The 15,380-nt window shown below is 58.4% G+C and carries 13 protein-coding genes and 3 pseudogenes; 6 read left to right on the forward strand and 10 right to left on the reverse strand.

Annotated features, from left to right (window positions below; all coding sequences use genetic code 11):
* A pseudogene (locus CPY51_RS24265) lies at positions 1-357 on the reverse strand (transposase); the annotation flags it as partial.
* Between the two features lie 74 nt (positions 358-431).
* Here CPY51_RS24265 and CPY51_RS24270 point away from each other — a divergent pair.
* Positions 432-816 (forward strand): annotated as a pseudogene (locus tag CPY51_RS24270) (DDE-type integrase/transposase/recombinase); the annotation flags it as partial.
* Positions 817-873: 57 nt separating this feature from the next.
* Here the strand turns inward: CPY51_RS24270 and CPY51_RS24275 are convergent.
* Together CPY51_RS24275 and CPY51_RS24280 are read right to left on the reverse strand one after the other, a co-directional pair.
* A complete protein-coding gene (locus CPY51_RS24275) occupies positions 874-1,464 on the reverse strand; it encodes a transglutaminase-like cysteine peptidase (protein WP_111162816.1) in 591 nt (196 codons plus the stop codon).
* A 257-nt stretch (positions 1,465-1,721) separates the two neighbouring features.
* A complete protein-coding gene (locus CPY51_RS24280) occupies positions 1,722-2,699 on the reverse strand; it encodes a DUF1402 family protein (RefSeq protein ID WP_111162794.1) in 978 nt (325 codons plus the stop codon).
* A 228-nt stretch (positions 2,700-2,927) separates the two neighbouring features.
* On the opposite strand from CPY51_RS24280, the gene CPY51_RS24285 reads away from it, so the two are divergent.
* Positions 2,928-3,254 carry a hypothetical protein gene (locus tag CPY51_RS24285; RefSeq protein ID WP_111162795.1) on the forward strand — a complete coding sequence of 109 codons (327 nt, stop codon included), beginning with the start codon at positions 2,928-2,930 and terminating at the stop codon, positions 3,252-3,254.
* On the opposite strand, the gene CPY51_RS24290 is transcribed toward CPY51_RS24285, so the two are convergent.
* From CPY51_RS24290 to CPY51_RS24310, 5 genes and pseudogenes are all read right to left on the reverse strand, one after another.
* Positions 3,245-3,916 (reverse strand): transglutaminase-like cysteine peptidase, encoded by a 672-nt coding sequence (locus tag CPY51_RS24290; RefSeq protein WP_111162796.1) that lies wholly within the window; start codon positions 3,914-3,916, stop codon positions 3,245-3,247. The two genes, CPY51_RS24285 and CPY51_RS24290, sit on opposite strands and share 10 nt — an antisense overlap.
* Positions 3,917-4,046: 130 nt before the next feature.
* Positions 4,047-4,274 (reverse strand): annotated as a pseudogene (locus CPY51_RS24295) (EamA family transporter); the annotation flags it as partial.
* 271 nt (positions 4,275-4,545) lie between these two features.
* The gene (locus CPY51_RS24300) at positions 4,546-4,740 is read right to left on the reverse strand and encodes a hypothetical protein (protein ID WP_111162798.1); all 195 of its coding nucleotides are present in this window, start codon (positions 4,738-4,740) and stop codon (positions 4,546-4,548) included.
* A gap of 36 nt (positions 4,741-4,776) precedes the next feature.
* Positions 4,777-5,415 carry a response regulator transcription factor gene (locus CPY51_RS24305; RefSeq protein WP_111162799.1) on the reverse strand — a complete coding sequence of 213 codons (639 nt, stop codon included), beginning with the start codon at positions 5,413-5,415 and terminating at the stop codon, positions 4,777-4,779.
* Positions 5,412-6,470: a sensor histidine kinase gene (locus CPY51_RS24310; RefSeq protein ID WP_244598773.1), complete on the reverse strand. Its 1,059-nt coding sequence runs from the start codon at positions 6,468-6,470 to the stop codon at positions 5,412-5,414. Before CPY51_RS24310 ends, CPY51_RS24305 begins: the two co-directional genes overlap by 4 nt.
* 586 nt (positions 6,471-7,056) lie before the next feature.
* Here CPY51_RS24310 and CPY51_RS24315 point away from each other — a divergent pair.
* The 4 genes from CPY51_RS24315 (at position 7,057) to CPY51_RS24330 (ending at position 12,681) form a co-directional block, all read left to right on the forward strand.
* Positions 7,057-8,790, forward strand: coding sequence for an ABC transporter permease (locus tag CPY51_RS24315; RefSeq protein WP_111162801.1), 1,734 nt, complete (start codon positions 7,057-7,059; stop codon positions 8,788-8,790).
* A gap of 32 nt (positions 8,791-8,822) precedes the next feature.
* On the forward strand, positions 8,823-10,133 hold the full coding sequence (locus CPY51_RS24320) for an ABC transporter ATP-binding protein (RefSeq protein ID WP_111162802.1): 1,311 nt from the start codon (positions 8,823-8,825) through the stop codon (positions 10,131-10,133).
* Positions 10,134-10,308: 175 nt separating this feature from the next.
* A complete protein-coding gene (locus tag CPY51_RS24325) occupies positions 10,309-11,568 on the forward strand; it encodes an O-antigen ligase family protein (RefSeq protein WP_195909616.1) in 1,260 nt (419 codons plus the stop codon).
* A gap of 240 nt (positions 11,569-11,808) precedes the next feature.
* Positions 11,809-12,681 carry an undecaprenyl-diphosphate phosphatase gene (locus CPY51_RS24330; protein ID WP_111162804.1) on the forward strand — a complete coding sequence of 291 codons (873 nt, stop codon included), beginning with the start codon at positions 11,809-11,811 and terminating at the stop codon, positions 12,679-12,681.
* A gap of 548 nt (positions 12,682-13,229) precedes the next feature.
* On the opposite strand, the gene CPY51_RS24335 is transcribed toward CPY51_RS24330, so the two are convergent.
* The gene (locus tag CPY51_RS24335; RefSeq protein ID WP_244598774.1) at positions 13,230-14,675 is read right to left on the reverse strand and encodes an efflux transporter outer membrane subunit; all 1,446 of its coding nucleotides are present in this window, start codon (positions 14,673-14,675) and stop codon (positions 13,230-13,232) included.
* A 409-nt stretch (positions 14,676-15,084) separates the two neighbouring features.
* Complete coding sequence (locus CPY51_RS24340; protein ID WP_111162806.1) at positions 15,085-15,282, reverse strand: hypothetical protein; 198 nt, start codon at positions 15,280-15,282, stop codon at positions 15,085-15,087.
* Positions 15,283-15,380 lie beyond the last annotated feature (98 nt).

Consider the following 15,380-nt stretch of genomic DNA (forward strand, 5'->3'; position numbering starts at 1 on the left):
GTTTGCTGAGCGATTGCCACGTCCGTGCCCGACGGCTGAGCGTGGTATGATCGGGGAAGGGAGTGCCAACCCCATCAATTGCAGTATCGATTTCAGAAAGCCTTCGGCCTGCCGCAACCGCAGGCCGAACACCATGCCCAGGGACAAGGCTGTCTCGATCGCAAGATCAGAATAGCGAGGCTGGCCACCACGGGTCTTGCGTCTTGGAGCTGACCACATCGCAAGCGCCTCCGGTGTCAGCCACAAGGTCAAGCCTCCACGTCGCCGAAGCCCCGCCTCATATTCCGACCAGTTCGTCACCTTGAACTTCATCTTGCCGATGTGATGACGGCGGGCGGCATTGCGTTTGAAAGGCATGACTGCGACAGACCGGCTATTGAGATCCCCGCTCGAATAAATCACGACAACTGAATGATCCGTGCACCAAAGCCGATTTCATTCTGTCTGAACACCGCGATGAGGCTGCGGGCAGTGCCTGCCTTCTTCGCCCGCACGATCGAGAACAATGGCTGGCCTGAAAAGGTCGTCATCAACAAGAGCGGTGCGAACCTGGCAGGATTGAACATCAACCGGCTGCTGCTGTTGCAGGGATGGTTCTGGCTGATCGAAACCCTGCAGATCAAATATCTCAACAACATGGTTGAGCAAGATCACAGGTTTATCAAGAAGCTGACCCGTCCGATGAAAGGCTTCAAATCCTTTCAGTCTGCGTCAGCAACACCGGATGGCATCGAAGGGGCCCACATGATCCGCAAGAGGCAATTCTCAACCAGTGGCCAATCGGCATTTCAGCAATTCGCTGCACTCGCTGCATAAGTGTGTCTAGCAATAGCCGGTTCTGCGGCCTTTCCAAAAGTTTGCGACAGAACCGGTTCAAGTGCCCTGAAATTTCCCAGCACGCGGCCCGGCCAGGATCACTTCCCACTTGCGTTGGTCTTGAAAATTCTGGCGGGCCAGGAAGGTGTAGCCGGTATCATCCCACGAACGGATGCTGTCGGTGAGATTGTCGAGCACGTAGTCTCCGCCATTCAAGCGCGCCATCAGCACAGCGTGATTGTTGCCGTTTCGGTCCAGCACTACGGCCACAGCAAGCCGGTCGGCGCGGAATCCGTTGGCAATAAGGGTCTTCTTCTTGAGGAGCGCATAGTGTTTGCAGTCGCCACGTCCGTTGATCGGGAGCGACCAATAGTCAATCCGGCCGACCGCCGACATGCCGCCGGTTGGAATCAAAGCCGCATTGACTTGAGCATTTGCGGCCCTCAATACCGAAAGTGCCTCCGCGTCACCCATTGCGCGCCCAGCCAGGGGTGAGCCGCACAACCACGAATATCGATGACAGGCCGACGCGAAACCGGGCGGAGCCCCCACCGACCGGCTTGGGCCAAGGACGGAGCCAGCATTAGCCGGCGTACACGATCCAACCACGGCGACGATGGCGCATGCCAGCAACGAAAGAAAGCGCATAGAGCCCCCGCTCGCGTTCACAATGAATCGCTTGATGCGACTCGCGACGACCAGTTTGAGCATGGACTAGTTACAAAGCGATTACTGGGATTTGAGCTAGGCTCAGGGCCTTCCCCCCAAGAATTGTCGACATCCCCGAAGGCGCCGTCCAGCACGGCGTTCCGATGTAGCGCAGCGGCGATTCCACCTTGCCATCGCCCGCCTCGAACGAGACCTGGGCAGCCTGGCAAATTGACAGCATTGCGTAAATTGGCCCGTTAATTGCGTGCTAGGGATGGCTGCAATAGTCCGCGAAGCTCCTGCAACTTTTCATTGACGAGCCAGCCATAGTAATTCTCCTCCGGCAGTTTCTTGCCGCCGGCGCGATCGGCCGCCTGTCTGAGGGCGAGCGCCCGCCGGCGTGGTTGGCCGACATTGTAGAGTGTTGCGGTGAGGCCCGGATTGTTGGAAATCTCGAAGCCCTGGTCGCGGTAAGCCTTGATCGCGTCCGCGACAATCGCGGCGATATATATGACGCAGCGATTGGGATCCATGATGTCGCGGTAGATGGCCTGCGGATTGTCCGGCGATAGCTTGGCCAATCCGCTTGTGGCATGCACCATGTCGGTAACCTCCAGCGCGGTCAGCGGGCTGATCTGTCCGAGGCCGAATGTCTGGCCAGCGTAAAAGGGCTGGAAGAAGGCGCGCTGGAACGTCAGGTTGTCGAATTGCACGCCGTCGACGATCTTGCCGCGGAAATTCACATCCCATACTTCGTCGCGGCATTCCCAAAGTTCGGCGCTGCCCAGACCGGGGTCACAAGGGGCGAATTCGGGGCGCTTGACGAAGGATTGAAGCTTTGCGCCTTTGTAGCTGAAGGCGAAGTCGGCCTGCGAATAGGCGAGCGCCTTCACGTAGTACATTTTTATGTTGTCGACGATGGTGACGTTATAGGTATGCTCGCCCACCAGGGAGCCAACGATGTGAATGGGATCGATCTGGTAGGTCTTCGCCGCTTCCTTGATCCGCGAAATCAGCTCCGGGTCCTTTCGCAGGACGGCCATGATTTTCGCATATTTGTCGTCGTAGGTGGTATCGAATGCCTTGGCGCGAATGGCCGAGGCGGCGGGGATTGGCGGCTGTTCCCGGTTTCGATTGCCCGGAGGCACGTCGGTGACCTCGCGCGCATAACTGATCGTGCCGAGGCAAAGAAGCAGGGCAAGGCCAGCGGCCGAAATTTTTGCTGGAGAAAACATTCTCGCTTCATCTCGCTCTGATTTAAAGGCGAATGCGATATCCGTGCGTTCCAACTGAACACCTATATCGTCGGACGAGATCGCGTACACGTCTTCGACAGTGAAATTGGGAGAAAATATGGCGAAAGAGCACCTCCAGAGGGAAACACAAACAGATCGATGGATTGGGAGGGTCGAATGCGGATGGGGTCACAGAGTAGCCTTGGTTGACCTTACGGTGCCGGCGCGATGAACCACGTTCTTTTGGCCTCTGGCATCCTCCTTGTCGCTGCGCCCGGTGCAGCAGCCCCCACCGTTGCGGACGTGCCGGCAATTGCCCGCGACGCGGTTGCACGCCGATTGGAAGAGCCGCCAGGCAATTTTCGCATTGCAGCGATCAAGCCGAGCAGCCGGACGCCCGGCTATGTAGTCTGCGGCACGATCGATCGGCGGTCGACATCAGGCGGCACCGGGACCCCCGAGCGCTTTTTCGTGATCGTACCCGGTGATTTCGCGATTCTTGACCGTGACGGCAAAGACCTACTTGAAAACTACTGGTCTTTGAATCACTGCTGACGGGCCGCCCGCACCCTGTTGATCATAGCAAGCTCTTGGGGGGACTTGCCCGGTTCAAGCCGCTGCCAAGTGTTGGGATCACCTTGCGATTGTCTTTTGATGAAGGTGTAGCCGGTGGCGTTCCAGAGTTTTACATCGTCGACCATGTTATCAAGGATGAGGTCTCCCCGGTCGGTGCGGACCGTTAGAACCAGATGACCTTCATTCTCGTGATCAAGAACCACGGTCAAAAGCAGCGCTGAGGCGGGCCAGCCAGCTTCGACAAGCAGTTTCTTCTTCAGGAGAACATAGTCGTTGCAATTCCCCTTGCCGTCGTCTGGGTAGGTCCACCAGTTGATGATGCCGAGCTTGTAGATGCCATAGTGATCGTTGTCGGCGACACCGTAGATAGTGTGGTTGGCGAGCATGTCGATCTTGTGCAAATCGCTCCACCGTTCATCCGTCATAGTAACGATTAAGGGGCTCAGCCCTGTCATCGCGCATTCCTTTGGCTGCGCGATGCAGAAATCCACCCAGCCGACGGGGACCGAGGTGTTTTCCATTGTCTGCGCGAAGGGGCGTCGTCGCCAATCCGATGTATTGGAAGATGGCATCGCCGTGCCGGCGGTGTAACAAAGCAGCATCGCGATCCAGGACAGACCGATGATATAAAGCAGTCGCATGCAGATCTCCTTCGCTGGCCCCAGAAAACCCCAGGAGCCGCAAAAAGAGGCGCAAAAATTTCATTCGAATTTTATGCAAACAGGCGTTTCTTGCCGCCGATGCAGCCGCGTACTTACTGTTCGGTTAAGTGTAGCAAATCCACGATGCGCCGGTGGCAAGGTCGGACAGGAAGAGGAAAAGCCAGCCTCGCAGCGAAACGGATGACGGCTCCTGCCAGTTCCCGGTACAGCATCAGGCCAGCCGCCATCAGGAGGACGGTCGTCCGGAAGAAAGTTGCGAACTCGGAATTGACATTGTCGTCGCCCACCTTTGCGACCGTCAGGGCTGCAAACCCCTGAGAAAAAGCGCCCAAAGCGGTCATCTGGTAGGTAGGTTCCTCATCTTCAGCTCACTTGGCCGTTGAAGCGGATCAACAAAACTCCACCGAGTAGCCCGGCTATTGAGGCAACAAGAGAAATCTGCATAACCGGCCGAAATCCTCCATCGTCCGCGCTCCTCGACCGATACCTGCTCCGAAGAAGACGACGATATAGGGTCTGCCCCGTCTCCTCAGGTGGCGGCTTCAGAGCCTCTTCCGTCGCGATTTCGTGGCTCGGCGCAGGAAGTTCGCTTGCGTGCCGCGGGAATTTCAAGCCAGCCAAAATGGGTCTGATGGACTTACGGCGTTCATGATGCCGGCGGCCTTGGCCGCATGACGGTAGAGCGGTGCGCACCCGCTCAACCCGTTTACCTTGCGCGGCGCCTTGTCGCGCGGCTTCATGTGAATGCGGCCCGGCGGCGCACCGAGAACGCCCGCGAGCGCGCGTCCGAGTGCCGCGCGCATAAAGAACTGAGGCGTGAATCTCTACCGCTTGACCCCTCAACTCGGCAGTTTCAATCGAACCCAGATCCTCACCAGATCAGCCACGGATTTCGCATTCATCTTGCGCATGACCTGGCTTCGGCGAACCTTGACGGTAATTTCGCTGACACCGAGATCGCCGGCGATCTGTTTGTTGAGAAGCCCCTGAACGACAAGTTCCATGACAACCCGCTCGCCAGGAGTGAGTGTATGCCAAAGCTCTCGCAGGTCCGTGGATATGCTTTCCTCCTTCCGCTGCAAACGATCTTGCTCGATGCCGTGCTGGATCGCGTCGAGCAGGTCCTGGTCACGAAAGGGCTTGGTCAGAAACTCAATAGCGCCGTTCTTCATGGCCCTGACCGACATAGCGATATCGCCGTGGCCCGTGATGAAGATGACGGGCAGGCGAACACCCAGTGTCTTCATCTGTTGCTGAAACTCCAGGCCACTTTGTCCTGGCATCCGTACGTCGAGCACAAGGCATCCGGGCGCGTCGGCGACAGGCGTGCTCAAGAACTCCTGTATCGATCCGTAGGACCGGACAGTCAGCCCCACGGATGCAAGCAGGTCCTCCAACGCGACGCGCACAGATCTGTCATCGTCGATCACGTAAACGATCGGCTCATTTGCATCGATGCTCTGCCCAGCGGTTGTCATGTCTCATTTTCCTCGGCGGCCGGCAGGCTGAATTGGACGATGGTGCCCATGCGGGGCGCGGATGTCACCGAGATGCGGCCTCCGTGCGCTTCGATGATCGAGCGGCTGATGGTCAAGCCGATCCCCATGCCGCTTTCCTTGGTGGTCCAGAACGCTTCGAACAGATGATCAATCGTCGTCTGCTTCATTCCACTGCCAGAATCGGCAACGGCAAACACGACCCTACCTTCGTCATCGCGAGACGATGATACTGCCAACTCCCTCTTGAAACTGGGAACGCCAGTCATCGCTTCGATGGCATTGAGCAGCAGATTGCTGATCACCTGCTGGATCTGGATCTTGTCGGCCATCACCGATGGTAGATCCTCTGCAAGGTTCATTTGCAGAGAAACGCTGTTGCGCTCGATCTCATGCTCAGCCATCCCGACCGCTTCGGCGGCCGCCTCGTTGAGATCGAAGCGTTCTTGGTGCGGAGGCTCGCTCTTTGCCAGGCGACGCACGCGCACGATGACGTCGCTCGCGCGTTTCGCGTCGCTGACGATCCGTTCGGCCGCCAGTCGCGCTCTTTCGAGGTTGGGAGGAGCATGATCGAGCCAGCGGCGGCAGGCGTCCGCGCTGGTTGCCATCCCCGCCAAAGGCTGATTGACCTCATGGGCGATCGAGGCGGTTAGTTCGCCAAGCCGGGTCAGGCGTGCCATGCGCGCAAACTGCTCCTGCGCGTCGTAAACAGCCGCCTGCGCGGCCACGGTTTTCAGGGCAAGGTAAGTGGTGATGCCGATGGCGCAGGTGCTGATGCCGCAGTTGAAGAGCCCCGCTTCAAAGGATCCGCGCCGCGTCAGAAACAGGCTTAGCACCGTGAGGCCGATGCAAATGGATGCAAGAACGACGACGCCGCGCGTCGACAGGAATCCGATCGCGATGAGAATGACCGCGATGTAAAAGACCGCAAAGGCGATCTCGAAGTTCGTGACCGTATCGGCCACAAAAATGCAGATCAGCAAAGACGCGATAAAGGCGGCCCTCAGCTTCGGCCTATTTTGCTCTTTGGAAAACATAGCGTGTTTCATCGTCTCGCGGCCATGACTGTTGCTTCACCCGATGTGTCCTGCTCGACGGTCCGACAGATCGAGCATCTCCGCAAGCCTGCTCGTCGGTATCGAGGGCCGGGACAGGTCGCCGGCTTCTTCCCATTCAGCTAAACGAGATGTGTTCGATCGAACAGCCGTAACCCACCCATCATCCCATCAAATATACCAAGGTATATTGTCTGTATGCCTAAGCGTTCTCCGCCTTACCCCATTCAACGTGGCGCAAGGCGTGCAGCTATTCTATAGCTTTCTTGTGTCCAGCTGGACGCCTAAAGCAACCTCGCGCGGACAATCAAAGGAAGTTTGAACCGATGGCCAACGGCACGTAGTCCGCGGACCTGCACGATGAATCGCCCATGCGATTTTTCGAGTGAAGCGCCGCTCATCTCCTCAAACTTATCCCGACACAGTCGTCATCCGGCCGTCTGATTACGCGGCCGGCCGCTTCGCTCGCACATTTGCCGCACACCTGAGCCAGGCGTCCTTCACAACCCTCCAATGGCATGTTCGTCACTCCGTTCAACGCCTTGGGACGCGAAACATGGGCCCTCTCATGACACATCAGAAATTCGCTCCGCTTGCCATCCGACGTTCCGTATTGCCGACCCACTGGGATCTGATGGCGCTGCTGCTTGTCGTTGGCGCCATCGTCCTTGTCGCCTACGGCGCGCGCGTGACGACGGCTCCGCTCTCGGCGCTTGATGTCGCGCCACTGTCGCTTGATCCAGCCAACCTGCCGATCTATGCCCTGCGCACCATCCTGCGCATGCTGTTGGCGATCGTGTTCTCGCTGGTCTTCACCTTCGTCTATGCCGCAGTTGCCGCAAAGAGCAGGCGGGCAGAGATGGTGCTGATCCCGACGCTCGACATTTTGCAGTCAGTGCCTATCCTTGGCTTCCTGACCTTCACCGTCACCTTCTTCCTCAATCTCTTCCCGGGCAGCGTCCTCGGTGCCGAACTCGCCTCGGTCTTTGCGATCTTCACCAGCCAGGCCTGGAATATGACCTTCAGCATGTATCAGTCGATGCGCAACCAACCCAAGGATCTGGAGGAGGCGACACAAAGCTTTCATCTAAGTGGATGGCAACGCTTCTGGCGGCTCGACGTGCCTTTCGCCATGCCCGGTCTGGTCTGGAACACCATGATGTCGATGTCAGGCGGCTGGTTCTTCGTCGTCGCGTCTGAGGCTATCACCGTCGGCAACACAACGGTCACCCTGCCGGGGATCGGCTCCTATGTCGCGCTCGCCATCAAGCAACAAAACATCATGGCGGTTTTCTATGCCGTCGTCGCCATGCTGGGCGTCATCATCCTCTATGACCAGCTCCTGTTCCGGCCTCTGGTCGCCTGGGCTGACAAGTTCCGTTTCGAAACCACCACCTCGGGCGTCGCGCCGACGTCGTGGATGCTTGATCTGTTCCGCCAGGCTCGCGTCACACGCCTGCTGACTGCTCCTTTGCAATGGATTGCGAGGCAGGTCTGGAATCTGCGGCTGCCCAAACTACCCAAAAATGGTTCAACGGCGAATAGCGTCGCGATCTCCCGTGTGACTGATTGGATCGGGATTGCCGTCATTGTCATGGCGGCGGCCTGGGCGGCCTATATCAGCATAGACTATCTCCGGGCCAATCTCGGATGGTCGGATGTCGCGACGGCAACGCTCTATGGCTTTGTCACCTTGCTGCGCGTCATCGTCCTGATGGCGATAGCGACCGTGGTCTGGGTGCCGATCGGGGTATGGATCGGTCTGCGTCCAAAGCTTGCCGAAAAGGTGCAGCCGCTGGCGCAATTCCTGGCAGCATTTCCAGCCAACATCGCCTTTCCCGTCTTCGTGGTGGCGATCGTCCATTTCAGCCTCAATGCCAATATCTGGCTGAGCCCGCTGATGATCCTCGGCACGCAATGGTACATCCTGTTCAACGTGATCGCTGGCGCGAGCGCCTTTCCGAGCGACCTCAAGGAAGCGGCGCGCAGCTTCCACATTAAGGGGTGGCGCTGGTGGTTCAAAGTGATCCTGCCCGGCATCTTTCCTTACTACATCACCGGCGCAATCACCGCTTCGGGCGGCTCGTGGAACGCCAGCATCGTCGCCGAGGTTGCTAGCTGGGGCGACACCCAGCTCACGACGCCCGGACTTGGCTCCTATATCGCCAATGCGACGACCAACGGTGACTTCCCGCGTGTCGTGCTCGGCATTGTCGTCATGTGCACGTTTGTCACGCTTTTCAACCGCCTGGTCTGGCGGCCGCTCTACGCCTTCGGCGAACGCCGGCTCCGACTGGGCTAACGTCGATGTCATTCGACCAGAGGACAATTCCCATGCTTGATCAAATCGCCAAAACTCCGCTCATTGACATCAGCCAGGTCTGCCGTTCCTTCCCCAAGGCGAGCGGCAACGACGTTGTCGTCCTCGAGAATGTCGACCTGACCATCAAGGAAGGCGAGATCGTCGGCCTGCTCGGCCGCTCCGGCTCCGGCAAGTCGACGCTGCTGCGCATCATCGCAGGACTGCTGTCGCCTTCCTCTGGCGACGCCAAATGCCGCGGCTCGGAGATCGTCGGGCCACCAGTCGGCGTCTCCATGGTCTTCCAGTCCTTCGCACTCTTTCCGTGGCTGACCGTGCTGCAGAATGTGGAACTCGGCCTGGAGGCCAAGGGTGTAGACCGCGCAGAGCGGCGCTCGCTGGCACTTGCGGCCATCGACCTGATCGGTCTCGACGGCTTCGAGAATGCCTATCCGAAGGAGTTGTCCGGCGGCATGCGCCAGCGTGTCGGCTTCGCCCGCGCGCTCGTGGTCCATCCCGATCTGCTTCTGATGGACGAACCTTTCTCGGCACTCGACGTGTTGACTGCGGAGACGTTGCGCACGGACATGATCGACCTGTGGATCGAGGGACGACTGCCGATCAAGTCCGTCCTGATGGTTACCCATAATATCGAGGAGGCGGTGCTGATGTGCGACCGCGTCCTGGTCTTCTCCTCCAACCCCGGCCGCGTGGCGCGCGAGCTGAAGGTCGACCTGCCACATCCCCGCAATCGCCTCGATCCGATGTTCCGCCAGCTCGTCGACAGCATCTATGCGCTGATGACGCGGCGCGCCGAGCCGCGTTCGCCCGCGATGGAAGGGATCCCCGGCACCGGCATGGGCATGGTGCTGGAGCCGGTATCGACCAACATCCTCTCGGGCTTGATCGAGGCACTGGCGGGCGCACCGTACCATGGCCGTGCCGACCTTCCGGTTCTTGCGGGCACGCTGCAATTGGAGGCCGATGAACTCTTTCACCTCGGCGAAGCGCTCCAGCTCTTGCGATTTGCCCAGCTCAGCGAGGGCGATCTTGTGCTCACCGATGCAGGCCAGCGGTTTGCAAACCTCGAAACTGACGCCCGCAAGAAGCTCTTTGCCGAGCATCTGGTCACCTACGTGCCGCTAATGGGCTTGATCAGACGGGTCCTTGACGAGCGGCCCACCCATACCGCTCCGGCTGCACGCTTCCGCAACGAGCTGGAAGACTACATGACCGAGTCCCGTGCGGACGAAACGCTGAGGACGATCGTATCGTGGGCGCGCTACGCGGAGCTGTTTGCCTATGACGAGCGCACTGAAATGTTCAGCCTGGAAAATCCGGAGTGAATGCAACAGCTCATGCGATCTACTCTTTACGGCAAGAACCCCATGATATGTTGGCTGCCGCCACATTGATCTTGTCGGTCGCCAATCGCACAACATCAAACGAAGGGTCAAAGCGATGAGTTTGCGAGGCCAGCTTTCAGTCTCAAGACCATCGCCAGAAACAATTTGGATTATTGTGACTGGCAGCCTTTGGCTCCTGGTGGCATCGGCCACACTGGTGGAGAGTTACGCGTATCGGTATGCCGGCGCGGTGCTGGTTCTCATCGCCTTTTATCGCTATGCGAAAGCTACAACGCGTCCGACCATGGACTGGCGCGGCTGGCTGTGCATTGGATGGGGCGTCTATGCCTTGGGCCGCTTTTCAGCCGAGGCTATCCTGTTGCCCGGTCATCCGGTCGGCGATCGCGAGATACTATTCGGCATCCCTCTCGTCTTCCCGCTGATGGCGTTCATTTTCTTTCAATGCTGGCAGGATATGGAGCGGATTGCAGCGGTCTATTTCGGAATTGCGTTCCTCACCATCGCGGCGACCACTCACTACCAGCTCATTTTTGCGGGAGAAACCGTCCGCCCGCTCATTCAACATAACCAGATTCACGGCGCGGTTTGCTGCGGTATCATCTTGATTGGCGCAGCCTTCTGGATGCTTCACTATCTGACGATCCCGAATGCAAGCAAAATGCTCAAATTGTTTTCGACCCTGATAACGCCGCCGCTGATCGTTCTTTGCCTCATCGGCATCTACGGGGCGAAATCCAAGGGCGTGTGGCTGGCTCTCGGGCTTTCTTCACCCGCGATCGCCGTCATCATCTTGCGCTATTTGAGGCTTCGAACGGGCGTGCTGATCATAGCCGGCGTCGCGCTCACCCTCGCCGCCGGCGTTTACGCCGTCCGCGGCAACCTTGATCGGACGGCGGGCCAAACTATCGCTTCGACGGTGTCCATGCTGCAGGACATCAACAGGGGAAAGACGCTCGACGCAGCGGTGTCCGAGACCATCGACGCCCGGGCCACACCCTTGTCGATGGACGAGCGATTGCAACTCTGGTCCAACGCCTGGGAGGTGTTTTCGGCTGCGCCGATATTCGGTTGGGGGAACGAGTGGATCGTTCGTTGGCGCAATGCGCACTACACGGGCGTCACCTACACGCTGACGCACAATGGCTACCTGGAAATTTTGGTGCGATATGGTTTGGCCGGCGCTGCCGTTTTTTCAATCATGCTTTTCGCCTTCTGCCGTTCCATCTATCAGGCAGCGTCTGCCACTATTGTTCCCCGTGCGGTGATGCACGCCTATTTTCTTATCCTGCTTTTCTTCGCGTTCACTCTTCTCAGCAATTCAAACAACCGGCTTGCCATCGGCGAAAGCATCGCGATCGTTAGTTCCGCATTCGCTTTGGCATGTGAATTGAAGAGACTTCGGCATTCCTCATAGCGGGTCGGAAGCTGAGCTACCATGTTACACATCGCCAATGGGAGCGGCAGTCACCAGCGTGGCCAGCTAGCCGACAATCTTCAGTCCGATCCAGTTTTTGGCAACTGCATCAGTCACAGATCACTATTGGCCTGTACCCACTTTGATAGAATTAGGTCCACCATGTCGAAAGTTCGCGGCCGACTCCTGGATGGCGCGCGGGGCGGTGGTGGTCTGATGGAAAACCAAGGATGCTGAGGCATGGCTGATATCTGTACGCAGGGCGTAGACACGGGTTTTGTTGCCTTAGGATATGGCAGAACTGCGATACTTGGAATTGTACAGGGACTGACCGAGCTGCTGCCGATCTCTTCCACGGCCCACATGCGCCTCGTCCCGGCCCTGCTCGGTTGGCAGGATCCTGGTTCCGCATTTTCCGCCGCAATGCAACTTGCTGCCTTGGCGGCCATAGTCTCCTATTTTTGGAGCGACGTTCGTATCGTGACTTTTGGCTCGATCGACGCCATCCGAAAAAGGGATTGGTCATCACCGGCGATGCGGCTTGCGATTGGTATCGTGATTGCAACTGTTCCGATTGTGATTGCGGGCTCGCTGCTGTCCTCATCATTGAACACGTGCGGCACCTCTCTTCGCAGTCTTTGGGTTATTGGTAGTTCCTGCCTCGGCATGGCTGGTCTGCTCGCTGTTGCCGAGCTCTATAGTCGACACAAAAAGGACGTGGGTCAGATGAACCTGGTCGACGCCCTCATCGTCGGTATCGCACAGGTCGGAGCACTGATCCCGGGAGTCTCTCGGTCCGGATCGACGCTGACCGCGGCCCTTTTCCTGGATCTCAAGCGTGACGAGGCGGCCCGATTTTCGTTCCTTCTCGGTTTGCCAGCGATCGCGCTGGCCGGTCTGAGGGAGCTGTTCGTGCTCCACAAGGCACATATCCCACTTGAAGCATGGTCGATGCTGGCCGTCGGGCTTATCGTTGGCAGCATTTCATCCTTTGCTGCAATTTGGGGACTGATGCGCTTTCTGGAACGTTTCTCGACCTGGTCGTTTGTGGTTTACCGCGCCACATTAGGGGCGATCATCCTTGTAGGGGTGCTTGCTTGGGGCTGGCAGTAAAACCTGTCCACTGACCTTTCACCCACCTGCGGCGACTGCAGCCGTTCAGGTAGTAACTTCAGTTGCCGCCAGATGCGTCGTCGGCAGGCTCAAACGCTAGAGCGGACTGGAACTGAGTCCTTTGGGGAATTCCGTTTGGTCGGCCCTGCCAGTCTTGTTCGGCTGCCAGCAGCCGTGAGGGCTTTTATCTCTTCTGTGCGCGGTCATCCAGTCATCTTGGATTGTCCGCGACATGGCCCCAATACCTACGAAGAGTTGTTCTGCGTTCATCAACCTCTAGCGATAGCTCTGGTCATCGAACAGCCAGATGTGAATTCTCCGACGGATCGTGGATGGGCGCCGCCTTATTGCAACAAGTCGGCTGGACTAGGACAAGTTGCTGAAACTGCTTTATTGCAGTCCCGTGCGTATGGCGTTCCGCGGATCAGGACCGAACAGATAGATGAACAAAGATGACACGGGATGTCAGCACTACCGTCGTGGCATACGCGCAGGGCCGGACGTGCCACGCTCGAATTGCCAGGTCCCCGTCGGGCATTGCCGAAGATCTACGACGGCACATTCGCAGGCCCGGATGGCTGCAACGACGACAGCTCCTTCTGCGCCGTCCAACCGCCACCCAAAGCCTGAAATAGGCTGCTGACCGCCAGCAGCTTCGACAGCCGCACCTGCACCAAGGTATTCTCGGCGGTAAAGAGCGTCTGCTGCGTCTGCAAAACGGTAATCAGATTGACGGTGCCGGCGCGCAACTGGGTTTCCGCTACGTCGAAGGCGCGGCGAGAACTGGTAACCGCTTCGGTTTGCAACCGCTCCTGCAGGGTGAATTGCTGAAGGGCAACCAGCGCTTTTTCGACGTCGGCGAATGCCGATAGTACGGCCTTGCGATAGGCCAGTAGGTCCTCCAGCTGCACGCCCTTTGCCTGCTTGAGCTGGCTCTCCAGCAGGAAGCCATCGAAGATCGGCTGCGTCATGTTCGCAGCAAGAGTGTAGAACCAGGCCCCCGGCCCGAACAACGACGCGAGCGCCGCACTTTGAAAGCCGGTTTGACCCGTCAACGGGATTTGCGGGAAAAACGCCGCGCGCGCCGCTTCCACGCTGAAGTTGGACGCGGCAAGCTGGGCCTCGGCCTGCCGAATATCCGGGCGCTGGTTGAGCAGTTCCGATGGCAAGCCGGGAGTGACGCGCGGAACGGCGATTTGCGTGGTCGATCCGCCGAGCACCTTGAAATTGACAGGCGCACGCGCCACCAGCACAGCTAGCGCCGCGACGTTCTGCCTCAAGGTCACCTCGAGCGGAGGAATCGATGCGCGCCGCGTCGCCACCAGCGCCTCCTGCTGCGACACATCCAGTTGCGATGCTGTTCCGGCGTTGAACTGCTGCTTGATGAGACCAAGGATGCGCTCGGCCGCGCCAACATCCCGGCGGGCGATGCGCAATTGATCCTGGGCAGCCAGGATATTGAAATAAGTGTTCGCCACCGTCACGATCGTCGTCAGCGTCACCACTTCGTGATTGTGGCGGGCGACGGTTGCACTTTCTTCGGCTGCATAGAGCGAGGCGCGGTTCTTTCCCCAAAAATCGACCATGTAACTCCCGCTGAGACCTAAATTGAAGCCGGCACCTCCCGGGTCACGGACCCGCTCTGCCGTCGCCGTTTCGGTGACCGTCGGCAACAGCGCAGCCCCCGAAACCCCGACCTGGGCGTCGGCTTGCGCGATGTGGGCGATGGCGGCCGCGACATCGAGATTACGGGTCTGCGCCTCCTCCATGAGCGAAGTCAGCTCTTGCGAGCGAAAGCCCCGCCACCACTCCAGCGCCGGAACGGCGTCGTCGGGCGCGCGCGTCTGTTGCTCGCGATATTTGTCGGGGATATCAAGACCGAGTTCGGGATGCTCGGTGGCGAGAGTGCAGCCGGACACTCCCGTGCCCAGCACAAGCGCGGCGAGAGCGGACCTGGAGTGAAAAGACAACGACATCAACGAACTAAAACGCATCTGGTAACCTTCTGAGCCGCAATTGAGTTGTATGCAAAGGTCTCAAATCACCTTGAGAACAGATAATTTACTGAGACGTAGGATGTATTGCGAAGCGCTGTTTCATAATGCGGCGCTGATGAACGTTTGCCGCGAGAATGGTTGGCTCCGCGGCCGATATTGGGTCGCCGCATGATGGGTTTTGCGGGGGATCCTCAACGAAATGGACGCAATGCGGACGTGGTAGACTCGGCCTGCACGGCATCAGCGGAATGATCCGGCGCATCCAATTGAGCGGACGCAACTTGAACGGCGGGCGGACTAAGTCGCGGGACCGACAACGTTTCTGGAAACTGATGAGTGCCGCAATCGGGAATGACGCATCTGGCATCGATGATCGCCCAAGGCGTGTCCATTAGGAGAGGTTTAACTAAAATTCTTCTTCCTGGCTCGATACCCAGATGAACAAGCAATATACCAAGAAACCAAACAGCAGCGCCCAGAAGCCAGGCACCAAAACCTGCGAGATCCATCTGTGGTGAAAGCTGAGACGGCCTATTTCGATGACTCCCAGCGCAAAGAGAAACGCAGGGAGCAACGCGAGCAAGCGAATATCAATGTTTTTCACGGCACAATCCTTTAGCCCATCGATTTACCAGAAGGCATCACATCGCATTTTTGCATGATCTGAGGCTGAAAGCGGCGCAGAGCCGGCTGCGCGCCCGG

The organism is Arminella tubonensis (genome assembly GCF_003240585.1).
In the GTDB taxonomy this organism is placed as follows: Bacteria; Pseudomonadota; Alphaproteobacteria; order Rhizobiales; family Rhizobiaceae; genus Rhizobium; species Rhizobium tubonense.